Origin of the sequence: Streptomyces sp. NBC_01689 (assembly GCF_036250675.1) — a bacterium.
Taxonomy (GTDB): Bacteria; Actinomycetota; Actinomycetes; order Streptomycetales; family Streptomycetaceae; genus Streptomyces.
The window spans coordinates 5,492,259-5,508,575 of sequence record NZ_CP109592.1; the positions used below are offsets into that span (position 1 = coordinate 5,492,259).

A 16,317-nucleotide genomic window follows, 5' to 3' on the forward strand; every position below is an offset into this window, starting at 1 on the left:
GGGCGTCCCCGTGCCCCGGGACGTCACGGGCGCGCGGGACCAGGGGCCCCGGTCAGGGGAAGTTCAGCGCGTCCGGGCCGAGGGGCGGTACCAGTCCCTCGGCCGCGGCACGCGTGAGCAGGCCGCGGACCGCCGCGTAGCCGTCCTCGCCGAGGTCGGCGGTGAACTCGTTGACGTACAGGCCGATGTGCTGGTCGGCGACGGCGGGGTCCATCTCCTGGGCGTGGGCGAGGACGTAGGGGCGGGAGGCCTCGGGGTCGTCCCAGGCGGCACGGACCGAGGTGCGGGCCGCGGCGGCGAGGCCCTCGAGGCGCTCGTGTCCCAGCGACCGTCTGGCGATGATGGCGCCGAGCGGGATGGGCAGCCCGGTCGTCAGCTCCCAGTACTCGCCCAGGTCGGCGAGCTTGTGCAGCCCGTAGTTCTGGTACGTGAAACGGGCTTCGTGGATGACGAGTCCGGCGTCCACCTTCCCGTCCCGTACGGCGGGCATGATTTCGTGGAACGGCATCACGACGATCTCGCCCACACCGCCCGGAACCAGGTCCGCCGCCCACAGCCGGAAGAGCAGGTACGCCGTCGAGCGCTCGCTCGGCACCGCGACCGTGCGGCCCGTGAGGCTTCCCGGCCCCGCGTCCCGCCCGGACCGCGCGGCCTCCCCGTCCGCAGGCTCCCGGGTGAGCACCAGCGGGCCGCAGCCCCGGCCCAGCGCGCCGCCGCAGGGCAGCAGCGCGTACTCGTCGAGGACGTACGGCAGCACCGCGTACGACACCTTCAGTACGTCGAACTCGCCGCGCTCGGCCATGCCGTTGGTGATGTCGATGTCCGCGAAGGTCACGTCGAGGGTGGGCGCGCCGGGGACACGGCCGTGCGCCCAGGCGTCGAAGACGAAGGTGTCGTTCGGGCAGGGCGAGTACGCGATCCGCAGGGACTCGGGCAGCTTCTCAGGGCTCATGTGGGTTCCAACTCTCCAGGACGGGCGCGAGCTTCCCGAAACCCTCGGTGAGGGCCGCGAGAGCCTCGCCGATGCGCCAGGCGGCGCGGTCGCGCGGGCCGACGGCGTTCGACACCGCGCGCAGTTCCAGGACGGGCACGCCGTGGGCGGCGGCGGCCTCGGCCACGCCGAAGCCCTCCATGGCCTCGGCGAGGGCGCCGGGGTGGCGGGCGCGCAGCGCGGCGGCGCGTCCGGCGGTGCCGGTCACGGTGGACACGGTCAGTACGGTCCCGGTGCGCGCGCCGGTGGCCGCCGCGAACTCCCTGACGAGTGCGGCCGGCGGACGGTGGGTGACGGTCCCGAAGCCGAGGTCCGTCACCGGGAGGAACCCGTCCGGGGTCTCGGCGCCCAGATCCGCGGCGGTGATCTCGTCGGCGACGACGAGGGAGCCGACGGGCGCGTCCGGCGCGAAACCGCCGCCGATCCCGGTGGAGACGACCAGGTCGTAGGGGGCTCCCGCGAGGGCGCCGGCGGTGAGCGCGGCGGCGACGGAGGCGGCGGCGAGCGCGGGGCCGACACCGGCGGCCAGCAGATCGAGGACCGGCCCGGCGGCGGGGGAGCGGCGGTGGAGGGTCACGCCCGGGAGCCGCACCTCCTGGTGCGGGCCCGCGAACGCCCCGGCCACCGCGTCCCGTTCGGCCGGGACGGCGGTGGCCACCAGCACCTTCGGCCCAGCGGCAGCGATCAGGCGTCCTTCTTGAGCTTGAACGACCACAGTCCGGTCACCGTCTTGTCGCCCTCCTTGATGGAGACGAGCGTCGAGTTGCCGCTGGCTCCGTACTGGGCGTTGAAGAACACGCTTCCCGGGATCGTCCGGTACGTCTTCTTGCTGGCGTCGGTCAGCGGCTGACCGTTCATCAGGATCGTCCAGCCGTTGTCCGCGATCTTCGGGTCCACGCCGAACCGCACGGTGTCGTCGGGGTCGACCTTGATGGACTTGATGTCCTTGGACTTGAGGCACTGGGCGAGCTTCGCGCTGCTCACCGCATTGCCGTCGTTGTAGCAGTCGGTCTCGGAGCTCACCGAGCTCTTGCCGACCGTGATCGTGGCCAGCGGCGTCGGCTTGTCACAGGCGGACAGGACGAGAAGTCCGGCGGAAACGGCGCCGAGAGCGGCAACGGCGCGACGGTGATGTCCATTGGCGGCTCTGCCGCGGGGCAGGGAGGTCATGGCCGAAGGCTATCGGGCACGCCCACCGCTCCCCCCACGTGGGGTACGGCGTGCCGTAGTCATGCCACGCGTGGCCGCGCCGTGCCTCCGTGCCGGGCCGCGCCGATCAGCCCCCGGACGGTGGTGAGCCATCCGACGGCGACGATCGCGGCCGCCACCGACAGGCCCAGCGTGCCGTTGAGGGGCAGCACGATGCCGATCGCGCCGCCGAACACCCAGGCCACCTGCAGCAGTGTCTCGGAGCGGGCGAAGGCGGAGGTCCGCACGAGTTCCGGCACGTCGCGCTGGATCATGGCGTCCAGGGACAGTTTGGCGAGCGCCTGCGAGAACCCGGCGACCGCCGTGAGGCAGGCGACCAGGACGGCCCCGAAGAAGACGGCGGCGGTGATCGCGACGCCCAGCACGCACGCCACGACGGTCACGACGATGATCTCGGGGGCGCGGGATTTCAGCCAGGCCCCGACCGCGGTGCCGAGCGCGTTGCCGGCGCCGGCCGACACCCCCACGATCCCGAGCGAGACGGCCGCGCTCTCGCCGGTGAGCGGGTGCTCGCGCAGCAGGAAGGCGAGGAAGAAGATCAGGAAGCCGGAGAGGCAGCGCAGGGCCGCGTTGGCGGCGAGGGCGTGGGTGACCGCCGTCCCGACGGTGCGCAGTCCGGGACGGGGTGTCTTCTCCCCCCGGGGGCGGCGCACGTGCTCCTCGTCCGCGGCGAGCAGCGCCCGGTCCTCGCCCTTGGCGGAGTCGACCTTCGGCGGCAGGGTGAACGACAGGAACGTCCCCGCGACGAAGATCGCGAAGGCGCCGTAGAGCGGCCAGCGCGGCCCGAGGGCCTGCAGCCCCGCTCCGACGGGCGCGGCGACGCCGGTGGCGAGGAGCCCGCCGAGGGTGACCCGCGAATTGGCCTTGACCAGGGAGAATCCGGGCGGCAGCAGCCGGGGCACGACGGCGCTGCGCACCACCCCGTACGCCTTGGAGGCGACCAGCACGCCGAGGGCGGCGGGGTACAGCTCCAGGCTGCCGCTGACGACCGCGCCCGACAGCAGCAGCGCGAGCAGGGCCCGGGCGAGCATCGCGCCGGCCATGGCGGCGCGGCGCCCGTGCGGCAGGCGGTCCAGGAGCGGGCCGATCACCGGGGCGAGGAGGGTGAAGGGCGCCATGGTGATGGCGAGGTAGAGGGCGACGCGGCCACGGGCCTCGTCGGTGGGCACGGAGAAGAAGACGGTGGAGGCGAGCGCGATGGTGATCATGACGTCGCCGGCGCCGTTGACCGCGTGCAGCTCGATCAGTTTGCCGAGGCCGGACTCGCCCGCCCCGTGCGCGTGGGTCGCCTTGCGGATTCCACGGGCCGTGCCGGTGAACGGGAAGTGCAGGGCACGGCCGACCGCGCGGACGGACCCGCTCATCCGGCCCGGTCCGCCACTTCGGATGTTCCCCTTGGTCCCGCCGATTCCGGCGGCTCCGTGGGACGACCTCGCGGCTGCCACTCCGCAATAGTGCCCCGAGAACGGCGTGGGTAGTGCGGTTACCGCGCGTATAGGGGCCGAGTGGGGCGGTGCGGGTGGGCGGGGTGGGCCGTGGGGAAGGGGGGCCCGTGTGCTCCCGGCCGGCCGGGAGCGGTGCGGTGGGGCCTGTTCCGGGTGGCCGGGAAGTCGGCCGGTGCGGCGGCCGGGAAAGGGGCGGACGGTGGGAAAACGCCGTCTCCGAACGACCGCGAGGACCGGCGCGGAGTGCGGAAGCGCCCCGCCGGTGTGGGCGCAGGGCTCAGGAGAAGGTAGCGTGCGTAACGCGCCTGCGGCGGTTGTTCTCGGCCGCGCGCCTCTCGGCCATCCCGCAGAATGGATGGCGTAGGTGCGCCCGAGTGCGATCGGGCGCGGACGTCGACGCGGCCCACCGGTCCGCTCCGTCCGCACCGCCGCCGAGGAAGGGCGCACCCGTGAGACGGCGTAGGAGAGAAGCGATACCTGTGAGCGCAGCGACCACGCGAAGCCGCACCCCCGACCGTCTGTGCGCCGAGGCCGTCGACCTCGCGCGCGCCGCCGCCGAGGAGGCGGCCGCCCCCGGCGTCGTCGGTGAACATGTCGGGCTGGTCTCCGAGGGGGACCGTGTCGTCACGCACTTCTTCGAGTGCAAGGAGTTCGGCTACCGGGGCTGGCGCTGGGCGGTGACGGTCGCCCGTGCCTCCCGGGCGAAGATCGTGACCCTGGACGAGACGGTGCTGCTGCCCGGCGCGGACGCCCTGCTCGCGCCCGAGTGGGTGCCGTGGAGCGAGCGGCTGCGGCCCGGTGACATGGGTCCTGGCGACCTGCTGCCGACGGACGCCGAGGACCTGCGGCTCGAACCCGGTTTCTCCGGCGAGGACGAGCCCGCGCCGAACTCCGCGGTCTCGCAGGACATGGCCGAGCTGGTCGAGGCGGAGGACGCGGAGGTGACGGCGGGCAGTCCCGCGAACCTGCCGCTCGCGCCGCGCCGCGGTTCGATCGCCGCGGTGGCGGAGGAGCTCGGGCTGCGCCGGGCGCGGGTGCTCTCCCGGTACGGGCTGCATGTCGCGGCCGACCGGTGGGAGGAGTCCTACGGGCCCAAGACGGCGATGGCGCAGGCGGCGCCCGCGTCGTGCGTCAGCTGTGGCTTCCTGAGTCCGATCGGGGGCTCGCTCGGACAGGCGTTCGGGGTCTGTGCGAATGAGTTCTCGCCGGCGGACGGGCGGGTCGTGGCGCTCTCGTACGGGTGCGGGGGGCACTCCGAGGCGGCGGTCATGCCGACGCCACCGCGGCCGGCGGCGCCGGTCGTCGACGAGACCCGGGTCGACCCCTTCCCGCTCCGCCCCGCCCCGGATTCCGGCTCGGTCCCGGTCACCCCCGACGAACCCTCGTCGGAACTGGGCCACTCGTAACCCCGGCGCCCCGTCGCCGGGGGCTGCCGCCCCCGGACCCCCGCTTCGGCCCGAACGGCCTCGTCCTCAAACGCCGGACGGGCTGAAGACCACCGCCCCGACCACACACTCACGCCGTCCCGCTGGGCGCCCCGCAGGGGGCGCGGGGAACTGCGCGCCCGGCCCCCACGGCCCGGCACCGCATGCACGGGCCCCGGTCCCGCCAAGGTCTCGGTACCTGCTCACGTCGCACGTTCCGCTGGGCGCCCCGCAGGGGGGCGCGGGGAACTGCGCGCCCAGCCCCCACCGCGCCGCACCGAACGCACCCGCCCGCCCGCACCCCCCGTTCCTGCCGACGTCCCGCAGGGCCCCGCACCGAACGCAACCCGCCCGCCCCCCACCCCCCGGTTCCTGCCGACGCCCCGCAGGGCCCCGCACGGTACCTTCGTGCCCGCGACCGAGCCCAGCGCTCGCGGTCGCGCGAAGCGAGAGGGAGAGTGAACCGTGAGCAAGTTCGTGCAACCGGCACCCGAGGGCGCGGACCCGTTCGGAACGGCCCGTCTGCGCCGCGGCGTGCTGGACGCCTGGGCCACCAGCCCGGCCCGGTTCCGCGAGGACGCCAACGCCGAGGAGGACCTCGTCCTCGGCGGCTACCGCGACCGCCTCCTCGTCGAGCTCGCCCAGAACGCCGCCGACGCGGCCGCCCGCGCGCATGTCCCCGGCCGCCTCCGGCTGACCCTCCGCGACGGGGTCCTGGTCGCCGCCAACACCGGTGCCCCCCTCGACGCGGCCGGCGTCGAGTCGCTGTCCACCCTCCGTGCCTCCGCGAAGCGCGACGCGCACGACACCGCCGTCGGCCGCTTCGGCGTCGGCTTCGCCGCGGTCGTCGCGGTCACCGACGAGCCCGCCGTGGTCGGCCGGCACGGCGGTATCCGCTGGTCCCTTGCCGAGGCCCGCGAACTGGCCGCCGACACCGCCCGCCACAGCCCGGGCCTGGGCGACGAGATCCGCCGCCGCGACGGCCATGTGCCACTGCTGCGCCTGCCGTTCGCGGCCGAGGGCACCGCCCCGGACCCGTACGACACTGCCGTCATCCTCCCGCTGCGGGACACCGCCGCCGAGGATCTCGCCGAGCGTCTGCTGCGCGGACTCGACGACGCGCTCCTGCTCGCCCTGCCCGGCCTGGAGGAAGTGGTCGTCGAGATCGGTGACGGCGGCGCGGGCGGCGACGTACGGACCCTGCGCCGCAAGGACGAGGAGTACGGCGTCACCCTGGAGGACTCCCGGGACGGCACCACCCGCTGGCGCACCGTCTCCCACCACGGCCCCCTGGACCCCGCCCTCCTCGCCGACCGCCCGGTCGAGGAGCGCCTGCGTCCGCACTGGTCGGTGACCTGGGCCGTCCCGGTCGACACCGACGGCACCCCGGCCCGCCCCCGCACCAGCCCGGTCGTGCACGCGCCCACCCCCAGCGACGAGCCCCTCGGCGTCCCCGCCCTGCTCATCGCGTCCCTGCCGCTCGACACCAGCCGCCGGCACGCCGCCCCGGGCCCCCTCACCGACTTCCTGGTGGAGCGCGCGGCGGACGCGTACGCGGAACTGCTGGCCGCCTGGGCGCCGGTGGACCCCGGCATCATCGACCTGGTGCCGGGCCCGCTCGGCAAGGGCGAGCTGGACGGTGTGCTGCGCCGCGCGATCCTCGACCGGCTGCCACGCACCGCGTTCCTGCCGCCCGCGATCCCGCCGGAGAACGCCGGCGCGGACACCGTCACCGACTGGCCCGAGAGCAGCGTGGCGGAGCACCCGGCGGCCCTGCGGCCCCGTGACGCCGAGGTCGTCGAGGGCGCGGGTGCCGACACCGTCCGGGTGCTCGCCGAGGTGCTGCCCAGCCTGCTGCCCGCCGGCCTGGAGCGCCGGGTGGAGCTGCGGACGCTGGGTGTCGCCCGCGTCCCGCTCGCGGAGGCCGTGGACCGGCTGGCCGGACTGGAGAAGGACCCGGGCTGGTGGTGGCGGTTGTACGACAGCCTCGCCGGGGTCGACCCGGACCGGCTCTCCGGGCTGCCCGTGCCGCTCGCCGACGGCCGGACGACGGTCGGACCCCGGCAGATCCTGCTGCCCGGCTCCGACGACCTGCGGGCCGCCGCCCCCGAGACCCTCGCCCGGCTGGGCCTGAAGGTCGCGCACCCGGACGCCGCGCACCCGCTCCTGGAGAAGCTGGGCGCGCTCCCGGCCACCCCCCGCGCGGTCCTCACCACGCCGCAGGTGCGCGCGGCCGTCGCCGCCTCGCTCGACGACGAGGGGTCCGGCTGGGACGAGGAGGCACCGGACGCCGAGGAGGTGGCGGAGCTGGTCCTCGCGCTGGTCCGCGACGCCGCGCTCGAACCGGGCGACGAGCCCTGGCTCGGCGCCCTCGCCCTGCCCGACGAGGAGGGCGAACTCGCTCCCGCCGGTGAACTGGTGCTGCCCGGCAGCCCGTTCGCCCAGGTCATGCGGGAAGGTGAACTCGCTTTCGTGGAGCAGGAGCTGGCCGAACGCTGGGGTGAGCAGCCGCTGGCCGCCTGTGGTGTGCTGGCCGGTTTCACCCTGGTGCGCGCCACCGACGTGGTCCTCGATCCGGACGAACTGGAGCCCCGGGACTCCGACTTCGCCGAACCCGACGACGCGGGGCTGCTGGACGCGGTGGACGTGTGGTGCGAGGACGTCCTCGACCGGCTGCCCGAGACCCCGGTGCCGCCCGTGGCCACCGAGATCGTCGCCGTACGGGACCTCGACCTGGTGGACGACGAGCGGTGGCCGCAGGCGCTCGCGCTGCTGTCCCGGCCGCCGCTGCGCGACGCGCTGATCCAGCCGGTGCGCGTCCTGCTCCCGGACGGCACGCACGAGATCGTCCGCCCGTACTCCGCCTGGTGGCTGCGCGGCCACCCGGTGCTGGACGGGCGCCGGCCGGCCGGGCTGCTCGCCGCGGGCGGTGACCCGCTCCTGCGCGGGCTCTACGACGAGGCCGACGCGACCGGCTTCGACGACGAGCAGGTGCTGCGGGCGCTCGGCGTCCGCACCTCCGTCGCGGCCCTGCTGGACGAGCCCGGCGGCGCCGCCGAGCTCCTCGAACGGCTCGCCGACCCCGGCCGCGAGGTCTCCGGCGCCCAACTGCACGCCCTGTACGGCGCGCTGGCCGACCTGGAGCCCGATCGCGTGACGCTGCCGGACGAGCTGCGGGCCGTGCTGGACGGACGGGTCGCCGTCGTGGACGCGGCCGACGCCGTGGTCGTCGACTCGCCCGATCTGCTGCCGTTCACCGGCGGTATGCCCCTGCTCCCGGTCCGCCCGTCCCGTGCCGCCGACCTCGCCGACCTGTTCCAGGTGCGGCGTCTCAGCGAGTCGGTGACCGGCGAGGTGACCTCCGAGGGCGTCGAGCACGACGTACCGGAGTCGGTACGCGTCCTGCTGGGCCCCTCGACCCCCGCCTCGTACGTCGAGCACGAGGAACTCGTCGTCGACGGCACCGAACTGGACTGGCGCCGCACGCGGGACGGGGTGCTGCACGCCGCCACCCTGGAGGGCGTGGCGGCGGGACTCGCCTGGGCGGCCGGGCAGTGGCCGCGCCGCTTCGAGGTCGGGGCCCTGCTGGAGGACCCGTCCCGCACGGAGGAACTGGCCCGGGACCGCTGGTTCGACTGAGGCGGCAGCGGTGTCCGCCGGAGGGTGCGCGGGTCGTCCGTGTCCCCTCCGGCGGAGTCGCGGGGCGATCTCCGTCATGTGCACGCAAAGGATTCACCACGCGTACAACCATTCGTTCCCCGCGCGGATCTGATCATCCGAGTCAACAGACTCCACGATCATTCGGGCCTCGGGGAAGACGAGCCGTGCGCAACGAGCACTCACCACCGGGGCCCCCATCTCCACTTGGGGATCGCATGCGCACTCGCGCCATCGTGGCCGCCGTCTCCGGCGCCCTGGCACTCTCCGCTCTCGCCGTCCCGGCCGCCCAGGCGGCCGACGTCACCCACGGTGACACCAAGATCTCCAACGTCGTCGTCAACGGCGGCAAGGCGATCGTCCTCGGCACGACCACGAAGAAGACCTTCACGGTCACCTTCACGGCCACCGACAACTCCGGCATCAAGATGGCGCTCGCCGTGCTGTACCACGGGGCGAACATCGACGACTCCGACAACGGCGCCGTGCCGAACGAGGGCCAGAAGGCCTCCTGCACCGCGGTCAGCAGCACGACGTCGAACTGCAAGGAGACCTTCACCGTCCAGGCGAACACCGACCTGCTGGACGCGCACGCGGGCACCTGGAAGGTCTGGGCGATCGCCCAGGGCAAGGACAACGACTACGTCCAGCGGGAGAACGTCAAGAGCTTCTCCATCCAGCGTTCCTCCAAGCTGACGGTCAACGCCGCCCCGGAGCCGGTGAAGAAGGGCAAGACCATCACGGTCACCGGTGCCCTGACCCGCGCGAGCTGGCAGACCGGCAAGTACCCGGGCTACACCGGCCAGCCGGTGAAGCTGCAGTTCAAGAAGAAGGGCGCCACCGCCTACACCACGGTCAAGACGGTCACGACGACGACCGGCGGCGCGCTGAAGACGACGGTCACGGCGTCCGTCGACGGCGCCTACCGCTACTCCTTCGCGGGCACCACGACCACCCCGGCCGTCAACGCCACGGGTGACTCGGTCGACGTGCAGTAGCCGAGCGGTCCGCCGCGGTCCGCGGCGGGGAGCGGAACGCTCCGGCGGCCCGCGGCGGTCCGGGTTCTCCCGGCCCGCCACGGGCCGCGGTCTTGGTCACGCGTACACAAAAAGTTCACCACTCGTACAACCATTCACCTCCGTCACTCATCTGATCTTCCGAGTCACAAGACTCCACCTCACTTGGGCCCCGAGTGACGACGAGCCGTGAGGAACGAGCACTCACCACCGGGGCCCCTTTCTCCACTTGGGGATCGCATGCGCATTCGAGCCACTGTGGCCGCCGCTACCGGCGCCCTGGCCCTCTCCGCGTTCGTCGTGCCGGCCGCGCACGCCGCCGACTCCAGCTCGTCCTACCGCGCCGACGTCGCCAAGGTCCTGAAGGCCGCGCACTCGGCGTCCGGGAAGGGCGCGTTCAGGGCCGCCACCGCCGCCGACGACGAGCCGTACGCCCTCAACGTCAGCTTCTCCAACGTCAAGGTGAACGGCGGCAAGGCCTTCGCGGTCGGCATCACCAACCACGTCGCCGTCCCGGTCACCTACACCCTGACCCACGGCACCGAGGTCAAGATCACCGCGGCCGACTTCCTGACGGGCCCGTACCTCTACAAGGGCTCCTTCACCGACCCGGACAACATGCTCTTCGGCGTCGACCCGGCCAAGTGCACCGCCACGTCGTCGACCACCGCCTCCTGCAAGGGCAACATCGACGTCTATCCGGCCGAGGGCGACCTCATCAACTCGGACGCGGGCGCCTGGAAGGCCGCCGGCCTCGCCATCGCGTACAACGGCCAGAACCCGGACAGCCCCACCTTCGACATCAGCAAGGTCGGCATCGCCGACCAGGGCGGGTTCACCTCCCCGAACGTGCAGCGCTACTCCAAGCTGACGGTCAACGCCGCCCCGGAGCCGGTGAAGAAGGGCAAGACCGTCACGGTCACGGGCAAGCTGTCCCGCGCCAACTGGGAGACGAACAAGTACGCGGGCTACACCGGCCAGTCGGTGCAGCTGCAGTTCCGCAAGAAGAACAGCAGCACGTACACCACCGTCAAGACGGTGAAGACGGACGGCACCGGCAACCTGAAGACCACCACCACGGCGTCGGTCGACGGCTACTACCGGTACAGCTTCGCCGGCACCTCGACCACCCCGGCCGTCAAGGCCACCGGTGACTTCGTGGACGTGAAGTAGCCGACCCGCGGCACCTCTCCGGTCCCCGCATCCCCGCCAGGGGTGCGGGGACCGCGCCGTTCACGCCGGAACGCGGCGGTCCACCCACTTCCACAGCAGTTCCAGACAGACCCCCGCCACCGCGGCGACCCCCACCGCGATCCACGGCATCTGCGCGCCGACCAGCTTCAGGGCGAAGAAGTGCTGGAGCCACGGCACGATCAGCACGACGAGGAACGCCAGCCCCATCGACGCCACCAGGGCGACCCGCCACCAGGTGTACGGCCGGGCGATGACCGCCAGCACCCACATCGAGATCAGGAACAGGGTCAGCGTCGCGGCACTGGTCTCCGCGTCCAACTCGCCCGGTCCGGTGTAGTGGTGACGGGCGACCAGATACGTCACGAAGGTGGCGACCCCGGCGACGACACCGCCGGGGATCGAGTAGCGCATGACCCGCCGTACGAAGTGCGGCCGCGCCCGCTCCGTGTTGGGGGCGAGCGCGAGGAAGAACGCCGGGATGCCGATCGTCAGGGTGGACAGCAGGGTCAGGTGCCGCGGCAGGAAGGGGTACTCGACCCGCCAGCACACCACCAGCACCGCCAGCAGCACCGAGTAGACGGTCTTCACCAGGAACAGGGTCGCGACCCGGGTGATGTTGCCGATGACCCGGCGGCCCTCCGCCACCACCGAGGGCAGCGTCGAGAAACTGTTGTTGAGCAGCACGATCTGGGCGACCGCCCGGGTCGCCTCCGAGCCCGACCCCATGGAGACCCCGATGTCCGCGTCCTTGAGGGCCAGGACGTCGTTCACCCCGTCGCCCGTCATCGCCACCGTGTGGCCGCGCGACTGCAGCGCGCCCACCATGTCGCGCTTCTGCTGCGGGGTGACCCGCCCGAACACCGTGCCCTTGTCCAGCGACTTCGCCATCTCCTCCCGCTCGTCGGGAAGCCGGCGCGCGTCCACGACCTCGCCGCTCAGCCCGAGTTTCCCGGCCACCGCGCCCACCGAGACCGCGTTGTCGCCGGAGATGACCTTCGCCTTGACGTCCTGCTCGGCGAAGTAGCGCAGGGTGTCCGCCGCGTCCGGGCGCAGCCGCTGCTCCAGCACGACCAGCGCGGCCGGCCGGGCGCCCTTCCGCACCTCGGGATCGTCGAGGTCCCGGGTGGCGCGGACGAGGAGCAGGACCCGCAGCCCCTCCTCGTTCAGCCGCTCGGTCTCGGCGAGCGCCGGGTGCCCGGCGGGCAGCAGCACGTCGGGGGCGCCGAGCAGCCATGTACTGGACTCGCCGTCGCCCTCGCTGAAGGTCGCCCCGCTGTACTTGCGGGCCGAGGAGAACGGCAGCGACTCGACGCAGCGCCAGTCCTCGCTGTCCGGGTAGGCGGCGATGATCGCCTGGAGGGACGGGTTCGGCCGCGGGTCGGACTCGCCGAGCGCGCCCAGGACCGTGCGTACGTACGACTCGTCGGCGCCCGACAGCGGCCGCAGCTCGGTGACGTCCATGCCGCCCTCGGTGAGGGTGCCGGTCTTGTCGAGGCAGACGGTGTCGATGCGGGCGAGGCCCTCGATGGCCGGAAGTTCCTGTACGAGGCACTGTTTCCGGCCGAGCCGGATGACACCGATCGCGAACGCGACGGAGGTGAGCAGCACCAGCCCCTCGGGGACCATCGGCACGATCCCGCCGACCGTCCGCGCGACGGAGTCCTTGAAACCGTGCTCCTTGACCACGAGCTGGCTGACGACCAGACCGATAGCGGTCGGGATCATCATCCAGGTCACGTACTTGAGGATCGTGGAGATACCGCTGCGCAGTTCGGAGTGGACGAGCGTGAACCGCGACGCCTCCTCGGCGAGCTGCGCCGCGTACGCCTCCCGGCCCACCTTGGTCGCCGTGAAGGCGCCGCCGCCCGCGACCACGAAGCTGCCCGACATCACCTCGTCGCCGGGACGTTTGACCACCGGGTCGGCCTCACCGGTGAGCAGCGACTCGTCGATCTCCAGACCGTCGGCCTCCACACAGGCGCCGTCGACGACGATCTTGTCCCCGGGGCCGATCTCGATCACGTCACCGAGCACGATCGCCGACGTGCTGACCTCGGCCGCGACCCCGTCCCTGCGCACCGTGGGCTTCGCCTCGCCGATCACCGCCAGCGAGTCCAGGGTCTTCTTGGCCCGCCACTCCTGGATGATGCCGATCCCGGTGTTGGCGAGGATCACGTATCCGAACAGGCTGTCCTGGAACGGGGCCACGGACAGCATGATCAGCCAGAGCACACCGATGATCGCGTTGAACCGGGTGAAGACGTTCGCGCGGACGATCTCGCCGAGCGAGCGGCTGCTGCGCACCGGGACGTCGTTCACCTCGCCGCGCGCGACCCTTTCGGCCACCTCGGCGGCGGAGAGCCCCCTGGCCCGTCCGGCGGCGGGGAGCGGCACGGGGTGCACAGGATCCAGTTCCGCGCCCGCGTCGATGTGCGTCATGCATTCGACGGTACGTGCGGAAAGGGGGCTTCACCTGCCGAGCGGCCGAAGATCCGACCAGAGGAGGACGGGAGGGCGGCGGGTTGTGGTGCCCTGGTGGGAGGCGGGCGGCCGTGAGGCGGAGACCGGGGGCCGGGGGGCGCCGGTGGACCGGGTTATTCCACGGTGGTCGACGAGGGCGCGGTGCTTGCCGCCGCGGCCCGCTTGATGGCCGCGGCCCGCCCGCGGACGTACCAGATGCCGATGAGTCCGAGGCCCGCGCCGGCCAGACAGGTCCACAGCCACCAGGTGTGCCCGTGGTCGTCGTACCAGCCGTAGAACGGCAGCTGCACCAGGAAGAGGACGAACCAGAGGATCGTGCCGCCCGTGATGGTGGCGACGACGGGGCCCTCCAGGGGCTCCGGCGCCTCGTGCTTGGGGGTCCACTTCGCCATGGGCACAGCTTACGAGGGCCGCCGGCCGGTGTGCGCTCGCACCCGTGTTCCCGTGACGTCCCCGGGGTCTACGCGCGGAGATAGCGATTTCTTGTTCATATGTTCATACTGAAACGGTTCGAGTCTGGCCAGTTGTATTCGTAGGAAGCTCCAACAGGACCCGGGGAATCCTGGGGGGAGAGCCACCGCCGGCCGGACTCGATCACGTTCCCCGTCCCCCCGCACGCATGAGGACCCGCATGTCCACCTCGGCCGCCACCAAGGCCCCCGCCCCGCAGGAGCCGGAGTCCCGGCCCGCGCGGAGCGCCCTCGACCGCTACTTCAAGATCTCCGAACGCGGCTCCAGCCTTCCGCGCGAGATCCGCGGCGGTTTCGCCACCTTCTTCGCGATGGCCTACATCATCGTGCTGAACCCGATCATCCTGGGCAGCGCGAAGGACATGTACGGGCACCACCTGGACAACGGTCAGCTGGTCACCGCGACCGCTCTGACCGCCGCCTTCACGACGCTCCTCATGGGTGTCATCGGCAACGTGCCGATCGCGCTCGCGGCCGGCCTCGGGGTGAACACGGTCGTCGCGCTCCAGCTCGCCCCGCGGATGTCCTGGCCGGACGCCATGGGTATGGTCGTGCTGGCCGGCCTCATCGTGATGCTGCTGGTCGCCACCGGGCTGCGCGAGCGCGTCATGAACGCCGTCCCGCTGGGGCTGCGCAAGGGCATCTCGATCGGTATCGGCCTGTTCATCATGCTGATCGGTCTGGTCGACTCGGGCTTCGTCTCCCGCATCCCGGACGTCGCCCAGACCACGGTGCCCCTGCAGCTCGGCGCCGACGGTCACCTCAACGGCTGGCCGGTGCTGGTCTTCGTCCTCGGCGCGCTGCTGACCCTCGCGCTGATCGTGCGCAAGGTGCCGGGCGCGATCCTCATCTCGATCGTCACCATGACGGTCCTCGCGGTGATCGTCAACGCCGTCGCCAAGATCCCGTCCTGGGGTCTGACCACCCCGAAGTGGCCGGGCAACCCGGTCGCCACCCCGGACTTCGGCCTTGTCGGCAAGGTCAGCCTCTTCGGCGGGTTCGGCAAGGTCGGCGTGCTGACCGGCATCCTCTTCGTCTTCACCGTGCTGCTGTCGTGCTTCTTCGACGCGATGGGCACGATCATGGGCGTCAGCGACGAGGCCAAGCTGACCGACGCGCAGGGCAACATGCCCGGCATCAACAAGGTCCTCTTCGTCGACGGCATCGCGGTCGCGGCGGGCGGCGCCAGCTCGTCCTCGGCCACCACCTGCTTCGTGGAGTCCACGGCGGGCGTCGGCGAGGGCGCGCGCACCGGCTTCGCGAACGTCGTCACCGGCGCGCTCTTCGCCGTGGCGCTCTTCCTGACCCCCGTCGCCACGATGGTCCCGTCCCAGGCCGCGACCCCCGCGCTGCTCGCGGTCGGCTTCCTGATCCTGTCCGGCTCGGTCCGCGAGATCGACTGGGCCGACCACACGATCGCGATCCCGGCCTTCGTGACGATGGTGATGATGCCGTTCACCTACTCGATCACGAACGGCATCGGCATGGGCTTCATCACCTTCGTGGTGCTGCGCCTCGCGGCCGGCCGGGGCCGGGACGTCCCGGTCGCGATGTACGTGGTGTCGGCGGTCTTCGCCTTCTACTACCTGATGCCGGCCCTCGGTCTCACCTGACGGGCGGGGTCACGCGCCCCCGTCCCGCGGGGGCGCCGGGAGTCTCCCGGGCTCACGTGACCCCGTAGAACTTCTCCGTCTCGTCGACGGCGGTCTGGAACCGCTCGTCGAAGTCATCGCGAATGAGCGTCCGGACGACATAGTCCTGGACGCTCATTCCGCGTTTGGCGGCATGGTCTCGGAGCCGGTCGAGCAGCTCCCCGTCTATCCGCAGGCTGAGCACACTGGTCCCCATGGAGTCGAGGGTCGCCGGACCGCGGCGCGCGATGGGTCACTTTCCGCAGCGAACTCACTCGTACGAGTGACGTGAGGGTTCAGTGGCCCGTGTCACGGGCACCCCGATGCTCTTTAGCGAGAGTAATGAGTTAAGCTAAATACATGCCTGACCTCACCCATGGCGACGACGCCGCCGCCGTGAACGCCCTGCGCTCCGCAGTGATGCGGCTGTCGCGTCGACTCAAGCACCAGCGGGTCGACGAGTCGCTGAGCCCCACCGAGATGTCGGTGCTCGGCACCCTGGCCCGCTGTGGCTCCGCCACACCGGGTGAACTCGCCCGCAAGGAGCATGTGCAGCCGCCCTCGATGACCCGCATCGTCGCGCTGCTGGAGGCCAAGGGCCTGGTCAGGCTGGAGCCTCACCCCGAGGACCGCCGACAGAAGGTGGTCACGCAGACCGACAAGGCCGAGGCGATGCTCGAGGAGAGCCGCCGCAGGCGGAACGCGTGGCTGGCCGGCCTGGTCGAGGGCCTGGACGAGGAGGAGTGGGCGAAGCTCCGCGAAGCCGCTCCCGTCCTGGAGAAGCTCGCGCAGATCTGAT

At 72.3% G+C, this 16,317-nt stretch carries 13 protein-coding genes; 6 read left to right on the forward strand and 7 right to left on the reverse strand.

All coding sequences use genetic code 11. The features are described from left to right. Positions 1–52 precede the first annotated feature (52 nt). Genes OG776_RS23435 through OG776_RS23450 form a run of 4 tightly spaced genes read right to left on the reverse strand, consistent with a single transcriptional unit; the run spans position 53 to position 3,645 of the window. Positions 53–952 carry a 1,4-dihydroxy-6-naphthoate synthase gene (locus tag OG776_RS23435; RefSeq protein ID WP_148009000.1) on the reverse strand — a complete coding sequence of 300 codons (900 nt, stop codon included), beginning with the start codon at positions 950–952 and terminating at the stop codon, positions 53–55. Continuing rightward, complete coding sequence (locus tag OG776_RS23440) at positions 942–1,649, reverse strand: futalosine hydrolase (protein WP_148008999.1); 708 nt, start codon at positions 1,647–1,649, stop codon at positions 942–944. Before OG776_RS23440 ends, OG776_RS23435 begins: the two co-directional genes overlap by 11 nt. 26 nt (positions 1,650–1,675) lie before the next feature. Continuing rightward, positions 1,676–2,161, reverse strand: a complete 486-nt coding sequence (locus OG776_RS23445) for a DUF2771 domain-containing protein (protein ID WP_148008998.1) — start codon at positions 2,159–2,161, stop codon at positions 1,676–1,678. A 59-nt stretch (positions 2,162–2,220) separates the two neighbouring features. After that, complete coding sequence (locus OG776_RS23450; protein WP_187285594.1) at positions 2,221–3,645, reverse strand: MFS transporter; 1,425 nt, start codon at positions 3,643–3,645, stop codon at positions 2,221–2,223. A gap of 479 nt (positions 3,646–4,124) precedes the next feature. On the opposite strand from OG776_RS23450, the gene OG776_RS23455 reads away from it, so the two are divergent. The 4 genes from OG776_RS23455 to OG776_RS23470 all read left to right on the forward strand — a co-directional run bounded on the left by OG776_RS23455 (position 4,125) and on the right by OG776_RS23470 (position 10,915). Next, complete coding sequence (locus OG776_RS23455) at positions 4,125–5,051, forward strand: DUF3027 domain-containing protein (protein WP_148008996.1); 927 nt, start codon at positions 4,125–4,127, stop codon at positions 5,049–5,051. 483 nt (positions 5,052–5,534) lie between these two features. Further along, on the forward strand, positions 5,535–8,708 hold the full coding sequence (locus tag OG776_RS23460; protein WP_329322494.1) for a sacsin N-terminal ATP-binding-like domain-containing protein: 3,174 nt from the start codon (positions 5,535–5,537) through the stop codon (positions 8,706–8,708). 236 nt (positions 8,709–8,944) lie between these two features. After that, positions 8,945–9,724, forward strand: coding sequence for a DUF5707 domain-containing protein (locus tag OG776_RS23465; RefSeq protein WP_148008995.1), 780 nt, complete (start codon positions 8,945–8,947; stop codon positions 9,722–9,724). A 258-nt stretch (positions 9,725–9,982) separates the two neighbouring features. Further along, entirely contained in the window at positions 9,983–10,915 is a 933-nt protein-coding gene (locus tag OG776_RS23470) for a hypothetical protein (protein ID WP_148008994.1), read from the forward strand. 60 nt (positions 10,916–10,975) lie between these two features. On the opposite strand, the gene OG776_RS23475 is transcribed toward OG776_RS23470, so the two are convergent. Together OG776_RS23475 and OG776_RS23480 are read right to left on the reverse strand one after the other, a co-directional pair. After that, complete coding sequence (locus OG776_RS23475) at positions 10,976–13,375, reverse strand: HAD-IC family P-type ATPase (RefSeq protein WP_148008993.1); 2,400 nt, start codon at positions 13,373–13,375, stop codon at positions 10,976–10,978. Between the two features lie 155 nt (positions 13,376–13,530). Next, complete coding sequence (locus tag OG776_RS23480) at positions 13,531–13,809, reverse strand: DUF2530 domain-containing protein (RefSeq protein ID WP_148008992.1); 279 nt, start codon at positions 13,807–13,809, stop codon at positions 13,531–13,533. Positions 13,810–14,048: 239 nt separating this feature from the next. Here OG776_RS23480 and OG776_RS23485 point away from each other — a divergent pair, with 239 nt between their 5' ends. Then, complete coding sequence (locus tag OG776_RS23485; RefSeq protein ID WP_148008991.1) at positions 14,049–15,500, forward strand: NCS2 family permease; 1,452 nt, start codon at positions 14,049–14,051, stop codon at positions 15,498–15,500. A gap of 52 nt (positions 15,501–15,552) precedes the next feature. Here the strand turns inward: OG776_RS23485 and OG776_RS23490 are convergent, their stop codons facing one another. Next, a complete protein-coding gene (locus OG776_RS23490; RefSeq protein ID WP_148008990.1) occupies positions 15,553–15,735 on the reverse strand; it encodes a ribbon-helix-helix protein, CopG family in 183 nt (60 codons plus the stop codon). 143 nt (positions 15,736–15,878) lie between these two features. On the opposite strand from OG776_RS23490, the gene OG776_RS23495 reads away from it, so the two are divergent. Beyond that, a complete protein-coding gene (locus tag OG776_RS23495; RefSeq protein WP_148008989.1) occupies positions 15,879–16,316 on the forward strand; it encodes a MarR family winged helix-turn-helix transcriptional regulator in 438 nt (145 codons plus the stop codon). Position 16,317 lies beyond the last annotated feature (1 nt).